The sequence below is a fragment of the Alishewanella sp. HL-SH05 genome (assembly GCF_052655985.1).
This window is the reverse complement of sequence record NZ_CP199753.1, coordinates 91,450-108,027: the sequence shown is the minus strand read 5'-3', so window position 1 is coordinate 108,027 and position 16,578 is coordinate 91,450. Positions and strand designations below refer to the sequence as shown.

The 16,578-nt window shown below is 46.7% G+C and carries 17 protein-coding genes; 9 read left to right on the top strand and 8 right to left on the bottom strand.

What is annotated here, in order from left to right; all coding sequences use genetic code 11:
• Positions 1-42: 42 nt before the first annotated feature.
• Positions 43-948, bottom strand: coding sequence for a cation transporter (locus ACUJFL_RS00545; protein WP_011918388.1), 906 nt, complete (start codon positions 946-948; stop codon positions 43-45).
• 73 nt (positions 949-1,021) lie between these two features.
• Between ACUJFL_RS00545 and cadR the strand changes: the two genes are divergently transcribed.
• The 3 genes from cadR to ACUJFL_RS00530 are packed head-to-tail and all read left to right on the top strand — an operon-like array spanning position 1,022 to position 2,703.
• Positions 1,022-1,435 carry a Cd(II)/Pb(II)-responsive transcriptional regulator gene (gene cadR, locus ACUJFL_RS00540; RefSeq protein WP_008224336.1) on the top strand — a complete coding sequence of 138 codons (414 nt, stop codon included), beginning with the start codon at positions 1,022-1,024 and terminating at the stop codon, positions 1,433-1,435.
• A 31-nt stretch (positions 1,436-1,466) separates the two neighbouring features.
• Positions 1,467-2,375, top strand: coding sequence for a cation diffusion facilitator family transporter (locus ACUJFL_RS00535; protein ID WP_445428184.1), 909 nt, complete (start codon positions 1,467-1,469; stop codon positions 2,373-2,375).
• Positions 2,350-2,703, top strand: coding sequence for a YnfA family protein (locus ACUJFL_RS00530; protein WP_049766853.1), 354 nt, complete (start codon positions 2,350-2,352; stop codon positions 2,701-2,703). The genes ACUJFL_RS00535 and ACUJFL_RS00530 overlap by 26 nt, the downstream gene beginning before the upstream one ends.
• 753 nt (positions 2,704-3,456) lie before the next feature.
• Here ACUJFL_RS00530 and acuI read toward each other — a convergent pair.
• On the bottom strand, positions 3,457-4,440 hold the full coding sequence (acuI, locus tag ACUJFL_RS00525) for an acrylyl-CoA reductase (NADPH) (RefSeq protein ID WP_445428183.1): 984 nt from the start codon (positions 4,438-4,440) through the stop codon (positions 3,457-3,459).
• A gap of 35 nt (positions 4,441-4,475) precedes the next feature.
• Positions 4,476-5,102: an acrylate utilization transcriptional regulator AcuR gene (gene acuR, locus ACUJFL_RS00520; RefSeq protein ID WP_306178605.1), complete on the bottom strand. Its 627-nt coding sequence runs from the start codon at positions 5,100-5,102 to the stop codon at positions 4,476-4,478.
• Positions 5,103-5,476: 374 nt separating this feature from the next.
• Between acuR and ACUJFL_RS00515 the strand changes: the two genes are divergently transcribed.
• Positions 5,477-5,800, top strand: coding sequence for a YajD family HNH nuclease (locus ACUJFL_RS00515; protein ID WP_226751378.1), 324 nt, complete (start codon positions 5,477-5,479; stop codon positions 5,798-5,800).
• Between the two features lie 162 nt (positions 5,801-5,962).
• Here the strand turns inward: ACUJFL_RS00515 and ACUJFL_RS00510 are convergent, their stop codons facing one another.
• Positions 5,963-8,056, bottom strand: coding sequence for a choice-of-anchor I family protein (locus ACUJFL_RS00510; protein WP_445428182.1), 2,094 nt, complete (start codon positions 8,054-8,056; stop codon positions 5,963-5,965).
• A gap of 140 nt (positions 8,057-8,196) precedes the next feature.
• Here ACUJFL_RS00510 and ACUJFL_RS00505 point away from each other — a divergent pair, with 140 nt between their 5' ends.
• On the top strand, positions 8,197-9,354 hold the full coding sequence (locus tag ACUJFL_RS00505) for a serine hydrolase domain-containing protein (RefSeq protein WP_445428181.1): 1,158 nt from the start codon (positions 8,197-8,199) through the stop codon (positions 9,352-9,354).
• 467 nt (positions 9,355-9,821) lie between these two features.
• Here ACUJFL_RS00505 and ACUJFL_RS00500 read toward each other — a convergent pair whose 3' ends face one another.
• The 4 genes from ACUJFL_RS00500 to ACUJFL_RS00485 all read right to left on the bottom strand — a co-directional run bounded on the left by ACUJFL_RS00500 (position 9,822) and on the right by ACUJFL_RS00485 (position 12,770).
• On the bottom strand, positions 9,822-10,730 hold the full coding sequence (locus tag ACUJFL_RS00500; protein ID WP_226751369.1) for a LysR substrate-binding domain-containing protein: 909 nt from the start codon (positions 10,728-10,730) through the stop codon (positions 9,822-9,824).
• Positions 10,731-10,908: 178 nt separating this feature from the next.
• Entirely contained in the window at positions 10,909-11,451 is a 543-nt protein-coding gene (locus ACUJFL_RS00495) for a 1,2-dihydroxy-3-keto-5-methylthiopentene dioxygenase (protein ID WP_226751368.1), read from the bottom strand.
• A gap of 6 nt (positions 11,452-11,457) precedes the next feature.
• A complete protein-coding gene (gene mtnC, locus ACUJFL_RS00490; protein ID WP_445428180.1) occupies positions 11,458-12,132 on the bottom strand; it encodes an acireductone synthase in 675 nt (224 codons plus the stop codon).
• Positions 12,129-12,770: a methylthioribulose 1-phosphate dehydratase gene (locus ACUJFL_RS00485; RefSeq protein ID WP_445428179.1), complete on the bottom strand. Its 642-nt coding sequence runs from the start codon at positions 12,768-12,770 to the stop codon at positions 12,129-12,131. Before ACUJFL_RS00485 ends, mtnC begins: the two co-directional genes overlap by 4 nt.
• A gap of 143 nt (positions 12,771-12,913) precedes the next feature.
• Here ACUJFL_RS00485 and ACUJFL_RS00480 point away from each other — a divergent pair, with 143 nt between their 5' ends.
• The 4 genes from ACUJFL_RS00480 (at position 12,914) to ACUJFL_RS00465 (ending at position 16,578) form a co-directional block, all read left to right on the top strand.
• Entirely contained in the window at positions 12,914-14,062 is a 1,149-nt protein-coding gene (locus ACUJFL_RS00480) for a methionine aminotransferase (protein ID WP_445428178.1), read from the top strand.
• The gene (locus ACUJFL_RS00475; RefSeq protein ID WP_445428177.1) at positions 14,050-14,826 is read left to right on the top strand and encodes an amidohydrolase; all 777 of its coding nucleotides are present in this window, start codon (positions 14,050-14,052) and stop codon (positions 14,824-14,826) included. The genes ACUJFL_RS00480 and ACUJFL_RS00475 overlap by 13 nt, the downstream gene beginning before the upstream one ends.
• A gap of 93 nt (positions 14,827-14,919) precedes the next feature.
• Positions 14,920-16,095: an MFS transporter gene (locus tag ACUJFL_RS00470; RefSeq protein ID WP_445428176.1), complete on the top strand. Its 1,176-nt coding sequence runs from the start codon at positions 14,920-14,922 to the stop codon at positions 16,093-16,095.
• A gap of 54 nt (positions 16,096-16,149) precedes the next feature.
• A complete protein-coding gene (locus ACUJFL_RS00465; RefSeq protein WP_445428175.1) occupies positions 16,150-16,578 on the top strand; it encodes a cytidine deaminase in 429 nt (142 codons plus the stop codon).

Sequence of the window (16,578 nt, the reverse complement as noted above, 5' to 3'; positions counted from 1 at the left end):
TAAGTTAGCGCTATGGTAGCGCTATTGCGACTTAACAACAAGCTACGCTTTTAGCTGTAAAATCCTGCGCGCACCATTGAGTACAACTAATCCAATGATGAACCCTATTACCAGATCCGGATAGCGTGACCCGGTCCAGGTGACTAATAATCCGGCCAAAATCACCCCTGCATTTGCGATAACGTCATTTGCAGAAAAAATCCAACTGGCTTTCATATGCGCGCCGCTTTCTTTTTGTTGATGAATTAACGAAAGACAGATCACATTAGCAACCAAAGCAATAGCGCCCATAATTAACATCAACGTCGACACAGGCTCGCTACCAAACAGGTAGCGCCGTATCACCTCACTGATCACCCCTAAGGCTAAAGCCAATTGCAGCCAGCCGGCAAGCTGTGCGGCGTTTAATTGAACCTTGCTACTACGCCCGACTGCGTATAGCGCAACCCCGTATACCGCTGCATCGGCAAACATATCCAGAGAGTCAGCTATTAACCCGGTTGATTGGGCCAGCCAACCGGTCACAAACTCTACTGCAAACATCACCGCGTTAATGCCCAGCAACCACTTTAAAATTAACCCCTCACGCTGCGAACCTGATGCTGTGGATTGTCTGGCCTGCGTTACCTCTTCGTGTTTCACCGGCCCGGTCTTTGTCAGCGATGCGCCCAGCCCTAAGCTGTGCATTTTTGGTGTAATTTCATTGGCATTAACTGTGTGAAAAACGCGAACCTGCCGTTGTGGGATATCAAACTGTAACAGAACACCAGGCTCAACTGTTTCCAGCGCCATACGGATCAAACGCTCTTCGGCAGGGCAGTCCATTTTAGGCACCCTAAATTCACTAAGGTAGGCATATTTTGCATGCTTATCAGGTGCATCAACGGCGCTATTTTCACTGTTGCCCGTTTCGCTACACTTATCATTGGAACAGCATTTTGGATTCATAACCGATAAACCTTGGGTTGTTATGGAACATAGTTTAAAGTCTATAGTAACTATAGAGTCAATAGGCCGCAGCATGATAATAAAAATTGGTGAGCTGGCAAAAATCTCCGGCTGTTCTGTTCAAACTATCCGTCACTATGACAAGGAGCAGCTTCTTTCGGCGAAAATACGTAGTGATGGCAATTTTCGTCTCTATGATCAGGCCGACATCGAGCGACTGCTATTTATTAAACACTGCCGGAGTTTAGATCTGAGTTTGGCAGAAATTCGTCAGTTACTGAGTTTGAATGACTCGCCAATGTCGCAGTGTGATGATGTCAATCAGATGATTGAACAGCATATCGAACAGGTAGAACGTCGCATAGCGGATTTAACGCAGCTTAATAAACAACTAAAGGCTTTACGTCTTAGCTGCAACTCGAAGCGCACGGTAGAGCACTGTGGTATTTTAAAACAACTGAATGAAGCCGTTAGTCAAACCAACTAAGTTGTTATCAGCAATAAATAGGTGAGTCTTAATGCACCAGCACAACCATTCACATATCAAAGACGACAGCGACAACCGGATCGCTATGGCTTTTTTTCTTAATGTGGGTTTCACCATAATTGAGTTTATCGGCGGTTGGTTAACCAACAGCACAGCAATTATGGCAGATGCAGTGCATGACCTGGGTGATAGCTTATCTATTGGCAGTGCATGGCTGTTGAACCGGCTTGGCCGAGAGTCTGCAAACCGACAATTTACTTACGGCTACCGCAGATTGTCATTGTTTGGCGCCTTAATTAACGGCTTGGTATTGATTGCCGGATCGGTTTGGGTACTGACTGAGGCAATACCGCGGCTGGCTAACCCGGTAATGCCAGTGACAGAGGGAATGCTGGCTTTAGCTGTGCTGGGTGTTGCAGTCAATGGCTTTGCCGCTTACCGCTTGAGTAAAGGAAATACACTGAATGAAAAAGTGCTGAATTGGCATTTGCTTGAAGACGTTCTTGGGTGGGTTGCAGTTTTGGTTGTGGCTATTGTGTTGCAATTTGTGGATTGGCCTATCCTTGACCCTTTGCTTTCTATTGGTTTCACCTTATTTATTTTGGTTAATGTTTTACGAAACCTCAGCACAACTGCGCGTTTATTTCTGCAAGCCGCGCCAGACAGCAAATTGCAAAATGAAATCCAAGATACTTTGCTGAAGATTGATGAGTTAGACAGCATTCATCACCTGCATCTCTGGTCGCTTGATGGTGAACATCATGTACTCACCGCACATGTGGTAACCAATGCCAGCAAGGCATTTACTGCAAACCATTATGCCGATATTAAGCTGCGTATTGCTAACGCATTGGAGCAGTTTGATTTAGCACATACCACGATAGAACTGGAGTTAACACAAGAACATTGTCGGGATGAAGTCCCGGATAAGGTGCAGTGAAGTGACCGTCATTACAACGTTAGGTTTATTTATCATTACTGCAATAGCAGAAATTGTCGGTTGCTATTTGCCTTACTTGTGGCTGAAAAAAGGAGCTTCAGCCTGGGTGCTGTTACCTGCTGCAATCAGTCTGGCATTATTTGCCTGGTTGTTAACGCTTCACCCAACGGCTGCTGGACGTGTTTACGCGGCTTATGGCGGAGTATACGTGACAATAGCAATAGTCTGGTTGTGGGGAGTAGATGGCATTCAACCACACCGCTGGGATCTGGCTGGCGTCGGGCTAATGCTCGCAGGCATGGCAGTGATAATGTTTGCGCCGAGATAAACAATTTGTTTTGAGCACGGTATTACTAGAAGAAAGACTTGGGTACTTTTGTCATTTATATCAATGTCTTTTGAGCAGCAATTAAGAAATTTTCAGAATAAATTGTTTGTTAAATGTAAGCTTTATCTGAGGTGGTGATAGCAATAATTTATCTTTGTTGGTGACAAGGTATGTGCTTTGTCACTGATTCAGTTAAAAATCTGCACTTTAATCACTTTTAAAGTGCAAAATAAGTATGATTTCATTTTATTGACGTTAATGTCCGCTAATCGCTCAAAGCAGTCATAATCTTAAATCGAAATACTCCAAAGGCTGAAGTGCTTTTAAATCCCATTACGTTGCAAGCCGAGCAAGTTTGCACGACCAAGGTTTTAAGACGAGGGGTGTTTGAGTGAGGAGCGGTAGCACCGAGCGAGTTACCTCGTCGCCTTGGGCGGGCAAAATTGAACGGGCTTTCGCTGCAACGTTGGTCGAATTTTCTTTGGTGACTTTCTTTTGGCGAGACAAAAGAAAGTTACTCGCCAACGGCGAAAAAGTGGTTCATTTATGAGTAATTGCGGACATGCGCATAGACATTTTGATGCGGCAGAAATTTCTGTTGTTCGCTCAATGCAGCTATTTAATACTTTTAGGCAAGAGAGTAGGGGTTTAATTTTTTATTAATTAAACTCAGTGATGCAGGCGAATTATTTCGCTGCTGTTAAATCAAAACTGCCCGCAAAAGCGGGCAGGTTATCAATGTAACGCTAAGCATTACTCAGCGACTTTCACAATTACTCGGCCGCGTACTTTACCTTGCAGCAGGTCGTTCGCGGTCGTGACCACTTGTTCTAAGGTAATATCGTGGCTGATGGTGTCAAAATCTTCAGCGGTTAACAATTCACTTAACCGTTGCCAGGCTTCAATGCGATCTGCTAATGGGCGCATTACGCTATCAATGCCGTATAACACGACACCGCGCAGGATAAAGGGCGCCACGGAAGAGGGGAAATCCATGCCTTGTGCCAAGCCGCAAGCGGCAACGGCACCACCATAACGGGTGCTAGCACAGGCGTTGGCGAGGGTATGGCTACCGACGCAATCGACAACTCCCGCCCAACGTTCTTTTTGCAGCGGTTTGCCCGGCGCACTTAATTGTTCACGGGCTAAAATGTCGGTTGCACCGAGTTTTTTCAGGTAGTCACTTTCTTCAGGCCGCCCGGTGGCCGCCACCACGTTAAAACCCAGCTTGCTGAGTAAGCGCACCGCATAACTACCGACACCGCCATTGGCACCCGTCACTAAAATTTCACCTTGCTCAGGGGTAACGCCATGTTTTTGCAGCGCGAGCACACAAAGCATCGCGGTATAGCCTGCCGTACCTACACCCATCGCTTGCGCTGGGCTGATGCCTTTAGGAAGCGGGATCAGCCAATCACTTTTTAAACGGGCTTTTTCAGCTAAGCCACCCCAATGACCTTCGCCCACCCCAAAGCCGTTGAGCAGCACCTTATCACCGACTTGAAAACGGCTAGAATCAGATTGCAATACTTCGCCAACCAAATCGATGCCGGGCACCATGGGGAATGCGCGCACAACCGGCGCTTTGCCGGTAATGGCCAAGCCGTCTTTATAATTGAGGGTACTGGTTAACACTTTTACGGTGACATCACCGGCAGGCAGTTGTTGCTCGTCTACGGTTGTTAACTCAGCGCGATAACCTTGGTCATCTTTATTAATTAAAATGGCCTTAAACATACGATTCTCCGTTTTACAGTGGGGTGTAATTAAAATTAATGGGTAAGTTGTTTCAAAAAGAACTGACCAAATTGCTGTAACGGTTGTGCGGATTGCAGCAAGCGCGCCCGCGCGACCGCACCTTCCCAACCGATCCAAAATACTTCTGCTAAAGCTGCTGGGTCTTTATCTGCCGTGATCTCAGCTTGGGCTTGTGCTTGTTTTAAGCAATTCGCGACCAATGCTTGCCAGCTGCTATAGGTCGCCACAATAGCGTGGCGAAAGGTGTCGGGTAATTGCGGTAGTTCCAGTTCTAAATTACCGATCAGGCAGCCCCGACTAAATTGATACTTAGCCATACCGTTACTGGCATCGCTCATAAAATGGCTAAGCCGTTGCAGAGGGGGATAACGGGGGTCGTTAAGATGTTTGCTTAATTTCGCTTCAAAGTACTGGCGATAGTGAGCTAATACTTCTAACCCATAAGCTTCTTTGTTTTCGAAGTAATGATAAAACGAACCTTTGGGGACCTGCACCGAGCTTAATATAGTATCCAAACTGCTTTGGTTAAATCCTGACGAGGTCAACCATACTAAGCCTGCGCGCAGCAGCACGGCCTTGGTATTCGGATCGGCATCTTGGTTTTTCTTCGGTCGGCCGCGTTGGCGCTTTTGGTTATCCATAGCTCACTTTAATTAATTAGACTGCTTGGTCTAATTTAGGCCAACTGCTGCCATTTTGCAAGCGACAGGGCTGTCGACTTTGGTCTAGGTGTTGAGAATGTTTAGTCTAAAAGACGCGGTAAGGACCACAATGGTTTAAAAATGGGTGGCAGCCGCTAAGTCATTTAAGCTCAGGTATTAACCCCTGCGGTTACGCCCACTCAATGGTGTTGCTGCAATAGAGAGAGCCGTTGCAATAAGCTGCATTTTTTGCGGTGACGCAGCGCTGATGAATTGCATCAATCAAACAGGCTGGTAAGATAACCCTTCATCGAAATGGTTTGCCTCGCAGTGGCGGTTATCTGCCATGCCACCCCAAAAATACTAGGACAGTCATGAGCAAAAGTGCTTATCAGCAACAAGAGCAAGGTTATCGCGATAAAGCGTTAAAAATGTATCCCTGGGTTTGTGGCCGTTGTGCCCGTGAATTTGTGCACTCAAACCTGAGAGAATTAACGGTGCATCATATTGATCATAATCACAGCAATAACCCTGCAGATGGCAGCAATTGGGAGCTGTTGTGTATTTATTGCCACGATAACGAGCACAATAAATTCCACGAATATGTGTTGTATGGCGGCACCACCGAGCAAAAGGTCGCAGCGGCAACGCATAATCCTTTTGCTGATTTAAAAGCGCTGCTGAATAAACCTAAATAAGGACGGTTACTCTCTTTTCTGGCCTGGTTTTGGCTGTCCGTAGCGGCAAACCTGTTACTGCTCAGTTACGTTATTGGCAAATGGTAGTTTAGGCGTTGTGTTAAGGCCTAACACCTGCGTGATTTCGCAGCAGGTGTTAGGCGATAACGTCAAGCGCAATGTTTACTGTAACTGGATATGATATACGCTAGTGGTGCCACTGACTTCATTGCCAACAAGCAGCATGGGTTGGCCGCTAGGTGAATGTTTTGCGGGTACAAAAAATAAACCTTCAGGGCCCAAGTCGCCGCTGTTGCTTAAATTGAGTGACGGATCAGCTTCATCCCAAAAATCACGGCTATTCAAATAATCTTGGAAAACAGGTGCTGCAGGATTACTGATATCAAATACCACTATACCGCCCATCCGCTCTAAGCCTATAAAAGCATAATGTTTATTGCCAATTTTACCGACAGCTAAGCCTTCTGGCTCCGGCCCTTTATTATCGCTGCGATTGTCAAAGGCATCACCTTCTTCATGGTTGCTGTTAAACCAGTCTTTGCAAGGTATGTCGCGGTTACTACCCAGCATACAATCGTCACTGGCTAGCAGCTGTTCTAAAAAGTCGCCAGAATCATATTTTAATGACATATCTGTGGTATCCCAGATGGCAAAGGAGCGCGCACCGTAGGTATACAGTTTGTCATACATCAATCTGTCGCCTGTTTCACCCAACGCAGGTAAAGTGCCATCGGCTTTGTAAAGCAATGGTGAGCCATCAGCATGAGTTTGGTAACCCATGGTCCAACTGACGTTTACGCGGCCTAACAGATCATCTTCGCGACAGTTGCCGGGTTCGCCCAGCGCTGCGCCACAGTAAGCGAAAACGCTGGGGTTAAGTAGGGCGCCGGCTGCTAACTCACGTAAATGGGCGGGTAAGTCATCGCCACAGCGGCGATCAAAACCATTACGATGCACTAAATGTTTAACGCGGAACTCTTCGATAAACCCCTTGTTGGTATCGCCATTACAAGGAGTGTTGCCGGCGGTACCAAAATAAGCGGCGTTGTTTTCGCCCCAAGCTCGGGCATCCCCCTCGTTGGCCGTGATGAGATAAGTGGTATTGCCCACTTGATAAGCGGCCATCGCATCAGGTTGGTACATACCGGTGATACCGGGCCATTGCGCAATATTAATACCGTCTTCAGTATCACTGAGGTCAAGGCCATGGCCACTGGCAGCATGATCTTTAAAGCCTAAAGGCAAAATAGCGCTGATACTGGCGCTTTCAATATCTATCACCGCAACGGCATTATTTTCTTGTAAGACCGCCCATGCGGTTTTACTGTCTGGTGCAACGGCAAGATATTCAGGTTCCAGATCTTGAGCCACGCTAGCATTGGGGCCATACACCCGAACACCGGTGGTTAAGAGTTCGGCTTTTGCTGTGTTGAAGGCGTTAAATCCGGCCGTGCGCACTTGTGCTTGAGTGATATTATTCAGATCACTGACACTAATTATGCTGATTGAACCTTCAGGATCAACTTGATAATCGTCACTGGGCTCACCTTCATTAGCAACTAATAAAAACTGGCCATTTGGGGTAAAAGTGAGCATATCGGGTAGCGCACCTACTTGTACCTGCGCCAGTTTGCTCAGATCTTCAGCGCGATAAAAGGCGACAAAGCCGTTATCTGTTTTATTTGCAGCTTCAATGGCTACTGCAATAAGCCCTTTGTATATTGCTACGCTGTTAACTTGTGCACCCGCAGCAATATCTGCCACAGAAATGGTACCTATTTTAATTGGCGCGATTGGATTGTCCATGGCTAACACATCCAGCTCACCCAGTTGAGCGTTAACGACAAAGCTGCGTTGTGTTGCAGGATCAAATGTGACTATTTCAGCCGCGCTCTGCCCAAAAACACCGCTTTCATATCGGCCAGTAAATGCCAGCTTGATGCTATTTGGTGTAATTTCTGCCGCCGCGGCATTACACAATAAAGACGTTTGCGAGACTTCGCTATCATCGAGCTGATCATTACGATTGCTGTCTAAGCCTGTTTCCAGTTTTACCCCTCCGACATCACAATCACGATCTAAGCCAATGTGAGTTGTGCGGATCAAGGTGTTGAAGCCAGCGGCGCCATCCGAACCGGCTAAACCGTTAGCGCCATCGCTGCCATTTTCACCATCGTCACCAGAACAGCCGGCCATTATTAGCGCCATGCTAGAAAAACAGATTAACCGAGCCAGTCGAGTTTTGTTAAAGCGCATTATCATCTCCAGGGTATGTGCAAATGAAAGCACTTTAAGCAGTAAAGATGACAGCGGGGTGTTGTTTACATGACCAAGTTGTGACAGTGGCGCCATTACTGTTAGCATGGGCTTTAAAACCGATTTTAGAAGAGCCCGCTATGAAGTTAACGTTGATCAGTGCCTTAATGTTATTTAGCAGCGTTGCGATTAGCGCTGAAACTTACTTTCCCCCGGCCGGTACTTGGCAGCAGGTTAGCCCACAAAGCTTGGGCGTTAACGCTAGTAAACTGCAACAAGCGGTGGATTATGCGATTGCCAGCGAAAATCCCGCCGCCAAAGATCAAGCCCTAGTACAAGCCACCACCTTTGGCGCACGCGAACCCTATGATCAGATTATTGGCCCAATGTCGGTAAGAGCCGCGGCCAATGGCATGGTGATTTATCAAGGTAAAGTGATTGCGACTTGGGGCGATACGCAAAGTGTCGATATGACACACAGTATTAGTAAAACCTTTTTAACCACGGTAACCGGTTTGGCGTTGCAGCAGGGCTTGATCCACAATGTGCAGGATTTAGTTGGCCCTTATTTACCTTCAGCGAGTGATCTCTTTGCCAGTGATCACAATCAGCAAATTCGCTGGGATCATTTGCTGCGGCAAACCAGTGATTGGCAGGGAACCTTATGGGGTAAACCGGATTGGGCCGATCGCCCGGAAGGCGAAGCAAAAGACTGGCCTAATCGGCCACTTTATACGCCGGGTAGCCGTTACAAATACAATGATGTGCGCATTAATGTGCTGGCGCTGGCCACCACCTATGTTTGGCGCAAACCGCTGCCGGTGGTGTTAAACGAACGGATTATGCAGCCAATTGGTGCCAGCAGCACATGGCGTTGGCACGGTTACGACAACAGCTGGATTGAACTGGATGGCCAGAAAATCCAAAGTGTTTCTGGTGGGGGGCACTGGGGCGGCGGTATGTTTATCAATGCTTGGGATTTAGCGCGTTTTGGTTATTTATTTTTACGTGACGGCAATTGGCAAGGCCAGCAATTAATTAACCAAGACTTCATTCGTGCTGCCAGAACGGGCGGCAGTGCCAAAGCCGATTATGGTTATGCTAATTGGTTTCTCAACCCCGGCCGGCAAGCGTTACCGGCTGCACCAGAAAGTGCAGTAACCTTTCAGGGCGCTGGGCGTAACGTGATTTACCTCGATCAAGAGCATGATGTACTGCTGGTTGCACGCTGGATTGGAAATGGCGATGAGTTGAACCAGTTGATTGCTAAAGTGTTGGCGGCGTTACCAAAAAAATAAGCAAAGCACTTCATTGTCTAATTCATAACACTGAGACAGTAAAAGTTAACGGGGTATTTTTGATAAAAAAATGCCCGGTTTATAAAAACCGGGCTAAGACAAGGTAGACAGGTAAGGGTAGGTTACACCCTTCAACAACTTTAACCGCTGCATTCGAATCTCGAACACGGGTTAACTATAGAATTTTGTAGCGATCGGTACAAACGATAAAAAAAAACCTGATAGATTAAATTTATTCAACTGTATTATGGGAACTTTTTAAGGTTAATAAAGCGGCGATAATAGCCTAAAATGCAGTAAATGCGGGGTATTTGCGCAAAGAGTAGTCGATTAGGCTGGAAAATTCGCAGCTGCGAAATAAAGAAAAAATAGTCATTTACGCGACTTGGCAATTATTAATAAATTAGCTTGAGCGAGGAAGAAGGCGATTGGCTGTTATGGTCTTAGCGCATATTGCAGAGAAATCATCACTTAGTCATGGCGGGTAAAGAGAAGTCGGCGGTATGAAAGCTTTTTAAGATCCAATCAATCAGCAGTTTAATTTCTGGACGGTCGGTATCATCATTATGTTGCACGAGGTAATAGCGATCGCGACTGACTAACTCTTGTTCAAATAATTTAACTAAAGAGCCGCCAGTAAACCATGCGTGGCTGATGGGCATTGGAATTAACGCAACGCCCAAACCCTGTTGCGCAGCACGTGCCACACTAAACATACTATCGAGTTGGATAATTTGTTTCGGCTGAAATTGATGATAACCGACACGTTCGGCCCATTGATGCCAAGCAGTTGGCCGTGCTTGATGCAAAATCAGCGGTGTTTTTTCTAATACCCGGTAGCCTTTGTTATGCAATTTTTGAAACAGCGCCGGGTTACAAGCGGGTAAGTAACTGATTGGGAATAAATCGTAAACGGAAGCGTCTTCAGGTTTTTTACCGGATAGCACCACAGAGACATCGGTATACTTAGTGTTTTCGCGTCGTGATTTAACGGTTTCTAACTTTAAGTTGATATTGGGGAATTGCTCTGACCATCCCCGCAAACGTGGCACAAACAGTTCACTGGCAAAGAATTCAGGCATGGAAATACTAACTTCACGCACGCGCTCAACTTGGCTAAATTGGGTAATGGTTTGGCTTAACTGTTCCAGTAACGGTTTTATTTCAAGATAAAATTGCTTGCCCGTTTCGGTTAATTCTATGGCCCGTGTTTTCCGTTCAAATAAGCTTAAATTTAAATTGTCTTCAAGTTGTTTGATCTGATGGCTGACAGCAGAAGGCGTTAAGTACAGCTGTTTAGCCGTATCTTTGAAGCTTAAACATTCAGCTGCAACACAAAAACAACGTAGACCGCGAAGCGGTGTTTGCAAAGACATAAAAGACTTACCTGCAGTAAAGCATGGGATAAATTGGTTAGTTTAGGTGTTAAGTATGACAAAATTAATGCAAGAGCTGAACCACTAAATGCAATATCTTCGCATTCAGTGGTTTACTGGCAACAATAGGCTGACTTTAAGCACAAGATGCACGAAGTTGGTGCATTTTGCGCTAAATTTAGTCTAACAGCGGAAACTGACGAGACACTGCACTGCCGGTAAAATGGGCGACCCAGCCTTCGGTATTATTAAAAAAACGGATAGCGGTAAAATCTGGGGCACTGCCCATATCAAACCAGTGCGGTGTGTTGGCAGGCACGCTAATTAAATCATTTTGCTGACATAACACTTGATAGATTTCATCGCCTAAATGTAAGCAAAATAAGCCTTGGCCTCGCACAAAAAATCGTACTTCATCTTCGGTATGAATATGCTCATCCAAAAACTTTTGTCGCAATACCGCCTTGTCAGGATGGCTTGGATGCAAAGAAATGACATCGACAGTGCTGTAACCTTGCTGTTGTTGTAGTTTGGCAATATCTGAAGCATAAGCCAACATTACTTGCTCAGCGCTGCTGTTTTCATCAATAGGCGCATTGGCTTGCCACTGCGTAAATTGCACGCCTTGTTGTTGTAACTGTGCACTGATCTCATGCGCGTTGCTTGAAGAAAAGCGAGCTTGTTCCGGTTGATTAATAGCGAAAATACGCAAAACACTCATGCTTATTTATACCTCTATTTGATAAAAGTTTTCGGCAACGGGGTGATCGCTAGCGGCTTGTTGTTCACGGATTAACTGCACCGTAGCCATGCCTGCTTGTCGGGCGGCATCTAATTCTGCGACGACATCGGATAAAAACAACACCTGTGCTGGCGGCAATTGCAGCTGTTTTAAAATAGCTTGATAACTGGCTAAGTCGCGTTTCCCCCCAATGCGCGTATCAAAATAGCCACTGAGTAAGGGAGTAAGATCACCCGCGTTAGAGTTTTTAAACAAGAGTTGTTGGGCAGTAACAGAGCCTGAGCTGTAAATGTACAATGGAATACCGCGCTGTTGCCACGTCTGCAATTGCGCTACGGCATCGGGATACAGATGGCCCGTAAAATGACCTTGCTGATAACCCTCTTGCCAAATCATGCCTTGCAGGCTTTTTAACGGCGTAATTTTTTGATCGGCATCTAACCAGGACAACAAGGCACTAATGCATTGTTCAACATCTGCTTCTGGTTGCTGTAGCTGTTCGCGCACGGCGGTGAGTTCCGCTAAGACCGCAGGTTGCTGTTGATGCTGACGAACAAAAGCCGCTAAATGTAAGCGAGCATAAGGAAACAGCACCTCAGTGACAAAGCTAATGCGTGTTGTGGTGCCTTCTATATCGGTAATAATGGCTGAATAAGTCACGGTTTTCCTGTAATTTTTAGACGTTCAAGCTCGCAGTTTATGAGAAATTCCCAGCCTTCTAAATGCCTTTTTGCTTCAGCTAAACTGTATCCCCACACATATAGGCCATGGCCTCTAACTAACAGCGCAAATGGCAAGGCTTTACTTTTCCAGCGTTGCTGTACTTGTCGAGCTAAAGCCGGAATATCTTGGGTGTTGTCAAAAATCGCTAAAGTGAGTGTTTGCTCATGGCTCTGAATGCCGCTGATGGCTTTTTGCATTTCGTAACCACGAAATGGGTAGTTATCAGCACAGATCAAGCGAGAAAAAACAGTAGCATGCACGGAATGGGTATGCAAAACGGCTTTGATCTGAGGGTCTAGTTGATAAAGCTGAGCATGTAGTGCGGTTTCTGCCGAGGGAGTACCGTATTGGCAATGCAGTTGATCGGCTTGCCAGCTTACTGGTAATAAATCTTGTGGGCTAAGTTCACCTTTGTCTTTACCTGATGCGGTAACCAACGCCGTATTGTCAGTTTGACGGATCGAGAAATTGCCGCCGGTGGCGGGTACCCAGTGGCGGCTGGCGATCCAACGGCCTAAAGTGCATAGCGCAATAGCGTTTGGATTAAGTTGTTGCACCTGTGCGGTATTATTCATCAGAACCTTACCTTCATAACGGTTTGCCTCATCGCGGGAAATAATAAAGCCATACGTTTAAGTGTTTAAGCGTATAGATGTCTATACATGAAATAAGCCAAATGATAGCATTGAAGGCGGTTTTCGCAACTTTTTCTGCACTTATGTCGATAGTTTCCAAGTTACCTGCGGTAGGTACCACCATCTTTAGTCAGATGTCGCAATTAGCGGCAGAGCATCATGCCATTAATCTGTCGCAAGGTTTTCCGGATTTTGCAGCTAATCCGTTCCTGTTACAGCGCTTAGCTAAGCACAGTGCGGAGGGTTTAAATCAATATGCGCCGATGCCTGGTGTGCCGATGTTACGAGCACAAATTGCGGCGTTAACCGCGCGTTGTTATCAGCGACAGGTCTGTGCCGATAATGAGATCACGGTAACGTCAGGTGCAACGGAAGCCTTATTTGTGGCAATCCAAATGCTCGTGCAGCCTGGTGATGAGGTTCTGCTGTTTGATCCCGCCTACGACAGTTATGCTCCGGCAATTCAGTTAGCCGGTGGTACGCCCGTGCATGTTAGGCTGCAAGCACCTGATTATCAGGTTGACTGGTCACTAGTATCCGCGGTGATGACGCCTCGGACCCGATTAATTATCGTCAATAGCCCGCATAACCCCACCGGTATGGTGTTTAAGGAATCAGACTGGCTGGCTTTACAGCAGTTGGTGCTGACACATCAACTGTATTGCATCAGTGACGAAGTGTATGAGCACATGGTGTTTGACCAGGCTGCACAACTGAGTGCGCATTGTTTCGCGGCATTAGCGGCGCGTACCGTGGTGGTATCCTCTTTTGGTAAAACCTTTCATGTTACTGGCTGGAAATTAGGCTATGCCATAGCCCCGCCTTCGTTCACCGCTGAGTTTAGAAAGATTCATCAATATGTCACCTTTGCCAGTTTTACGCCGGCCCAATATGCCATTGCGGATATGTTGCAACAGCAACCCGAACAGGTTGCCGAGTTGGGGCAATTTTATCAGCAAAAGCGTGATTTTTTTGCTGCGGCGCTAGCGACTAGCCGATTTACCTTGCTTCCCTGTGCCGGCACTTACTTTCAGTTGTTAGATTACCGTGCAATTGCTGCCGAAATGACCGATGTGCAGTTTTGTCAGTGGCTCACCACTGAGCATAAAGTGGCAGCCATTCCGCTTTCTGTGTTTTATCAGCAAGGTTCAGCAGATCGGATTATTCGTTTATGTTTTGCTAAAGAGCAACATACTTTGGCGCAGGCTGCGGAGATCTTATGTCAACTTTAAAGGTCGCGGTGCTGCAAACCACGTTAGTGTGGCAAGATTGCCACGCAAACCTGACTCAGTTGACGGCGCAATTAGCTGATTTAGAGCAGGTAGACTTAATTGTGCTACCCGAAATGTTTAGTACTGGCTTTAGTATGGACAGCTCGCAAGTGGCAGAGCCTGAACCGGGTGAGGCCTTGTTGTGGTTAAAACAGCAAGCTGCGTTGTATCAGGCGGCCATCACTGGCTCAGTTGCTGTGCGCACGGCAGAAGATCATCGGGTAAATCGATTATATTTTGTGACGCCGGATGGCGCAGTGCAATTTTATGATAAGCGGCATTTGTTCCGTATGGCCGGAGAGCATCATGCTTATCAGGCTGGGCAGCAGCGCGTTATTGTTAATTACCGTGGCTGGCGCATCTTGCTCCAAGTCTGTTATGACCTGCGTTTTCCCGTATTTAGCCGTAATAAAAATGACTATGATGCGATGATCTACGTGGCTAACTGGCCAGCACCGCGCAGTCGTGCCTGGTGGGTGTTATTGCAAGCGCGGGCGATTGAAAATCAAGCTTATGTGTTTGGCTGTAATCGGGTGGGTCAAGATGGTAATGGTATGCAGTATGCGGGTGACAGTTTAATTGTGGACTATCTGGGAAAGCCAATAGCAGAGCTTGCCGCAGACGAAGCCGGAGTGCTCTATGCCACAGCCGATCTTAAGGCATTACATGCTTTTCGTGAAAAATTTCCAGCCGCTTTAGATGCCGACCACTTTAACTTGCTTTAGCCTTAAAACGTGATCCGCCTTACTGCCTAGCAGGGATGAAGCAATTTTTTCGCTGATACCGAAGCTCCTTCGGTCAGCATTTTGGAGTAGGTTATGTCGCGTGCAGCGCCAACCGTAGTGATTTTTAGTGGTTTTTTTCTGTTAGGTAATTTGATCATTTTATGGGGCATTTTATTGCCTGATATGGCCAAAGACCTACAAATGTCGACCAGTATCAGTGGTCTATTTTTTAGTTTGTTGTCGATGGGTGCCATTTTTGGGGCGGTGATGGGCGGCAAATATGCGCAGCGTTTTCACTTTTTAAGGTTGTTTGCCAGCTTGGCGTTGGTTGAAACCTTGTTACTGTTATTGTTCTCATTTATTACTCGCTGGCAGTTATTACTGCCGCTCATCGTGTTAGTGGGCATGACTTACGCGGTGATGTTTACTGTGGGCCACACCTTGATCGCGAGATTGTTTGCGAATAAACGCGCCGCGATGATGGGCCTGATGGATTTTATGTTTAGTTTAGGGACCTTGGCCGCGCCCTTATGGGTCGTAGTGTTATTTTGGGTGCTAGACGACTGGCGCTGGCCGCTGCGTTTTATTGCGTTGGGTCTACTGCTATTAGGGTTTTACAGCTTATATGTCGCCAAGGCGCAGCCACAAATGGCCAGTAAGGCGGAGCACAAAGGCAGTAGTTTGTCTTATGTCAAAGTGCTGCGCCAGCCGCTATTTTTTTTAATGTTTTTGGTGATGATTGGCTACGGCGCAGCCGAGTGGGGCCAAGGTAATTGGTTTGTCAGTTACGCAGCAGACGGTATCGGTATAGAAACCGAGCAAGCGCGATTATTACTTGCTTGGTTTACCGGTGGTATGGTGCTCAGCCGCTTGGGCTTCGCTTTATTACTCCGGTGGTGTAGCCCAGCGCAATTAATGTTGCTGCTAGCCTCGCTCGCACTGAGTGGTGCTTTGTTATTAAAACTGAGTGTCGGTTTGCCACAACTTACCGCAGGTAATGTATTACTGGGCTTAGGCATCGGCGGCTTATTTCCACTGATGTTGGCAACCGCGATGGGTATGGATAGTGATAATGGCCCTGTGTTATCGGGTATTGCCAGCATTGGCACTTCTGTGGGCTTTCAATTTGCCGGTTTAGCCACTGGGGTATGGGCGGAACAGGCTGGTATTTTAAACGCTTACTGGTTAGTACCTTTAGCCTGTGGCTGGCTACTGCTGATGATTATGTTGTTTTGCCGTCGTTTAACGTCATTAACCGCAAGCGCTTGACCGCAGCGAAAAACCCAGCAAAACTATATGCCCATTAGTCACTGAGTTTTAGCTGTGAAGACAATTAATTGGGCCGCGTTAGAAGCGGCCGCAAAAGACGCCGCTGCGCAGGCATACGCCCCTTATAGTCAATTCCCTGTAGGCGTGGCTGTACTGACCGAGAATGGCCACATCTTTGCTGGTTGTAACGTTGAAAATGCTTCTTACGGTGCAACGGTATGTGCAGAGCGCAATGCCATCGCCGCTGCCGTGTTGGCGGGGCATCGTAAATTACTGGCCGTGATGGTCTATACCCCACAAGAAAAGCTGACACCGCCTTGCGGTATGTGTCGTCAGGTGATTGCAGAATTTTTCCAACCAGACAGCCCTATTGCCAGTTGTAACCATTTAGGTCAACAGCAACATTGGGAACTGCAATACTTATTACCCGATGCCTTTACCCCTAACTATTTAGCTGCTAGTAACAAGATATCAAAGGATTAA

Coding starts and splice junctions, on each gene's coding strand:
- ACUJFL_RS00545 (WP_011918388.1), bottom strand. CDS start 948: ATGAATCCAAAATGCTGTTCCAATGATAAGTGTAGCGAAACGGGCAAC.
- cadR (WP_008224336.1), top strand. CDS start 1,022: ATGATAATAAAAATTGGTGAGCTGGCAAAAATCTCCGGCTGTTCTGTT.
- ACUJFL_RS00535 (WP_445428184.1), top strand. CDS start 1,467: ATGCACCAGCACAACCATTCACATATCAAAGACGACAGCGACAACCGG.
- ACUJFL_RS00530 (WP_049766853.1), top strand. CDS start 2,350: ATGAAGTCCCGGATAAGGTGCAGTGAAGTGACCGTCATTACAACGTTA.
- acuI (WP_445428183.1), bottom strand. CDS start 4,440: ATGTTTAAGGCCATTTTAATTAATAAAGATGACCAAGGTTATCGCGCT.
- acuR (WP_306178605.1), bottom strand. CDS start 5,102: ATGGATAACCAAAAGCGCCAACGCGGCCGACCGAAGAAAAACCAAGAT.
- ACUJFL_RS00515 (WP_226751378.1), top strand. CDS start 5,477: ATGAGCAAAAGTGCTTATCAGCAACAAGAGCAAGGTTATCGCGATAAA.
- ACUJFL_RS00510 (WP_445428182.1), bottom strand. CDS start 8,056: ATGCGCTTTAACAAAACTCGACTGGCTCGGTTAATCTGTTTTTCTAGC.
- ACUJFL_RS00505 (WP_445428181.1), top strand. CDS start 8,197: ATGAAGTTAACGTTGATCAGTGCCTTAATGTTATTTAGCAGCGTTGCG.
- ACUJFL_RS00500 (WP_226751369.1), bottom strand. CDS start 10,730: ATGTCTTTGCAAACACCGCTTCGCGGTCTACGTTGTTTTTGTGTTGCA.
- ACUJFL_RS00495 (WP_226751368.1), bottom strand. CDS start 11,451: ATGAGTGTTTTGCGTATTTTCGCTATTAATCAACCGGAACAAGCTCGC.
- ACUJFL_RS00485 (WP_445428179.1), bottom strand. CDS start 12,770: ATGAATAATACCGCACAGGTGCAACAACTTAATCCAAACGCTATTGCG.
- ACUJFL_RS00480 (WP_445428178.1), top strand. CDS start 12,914: ATGTCGATAGTTTCCAAGTTACCTGCGGTAGGTACCACCATCTTTAGT.
- ACUJFL_RS00475 (WP_445428177.1), top strand. CDS start 14,050: ATGTCAACTTTAAAGGTCGCGGTGCTGCAAACCACGTTAGTGTGGCAA.
- ACUJFL_RS00470 (WP_445428176.1), top strand. CDS start 14,920: ATGTCGCGTGCAGCGCCAACCGTAGTGATTTTTAGTGGTTTTTTTCTG.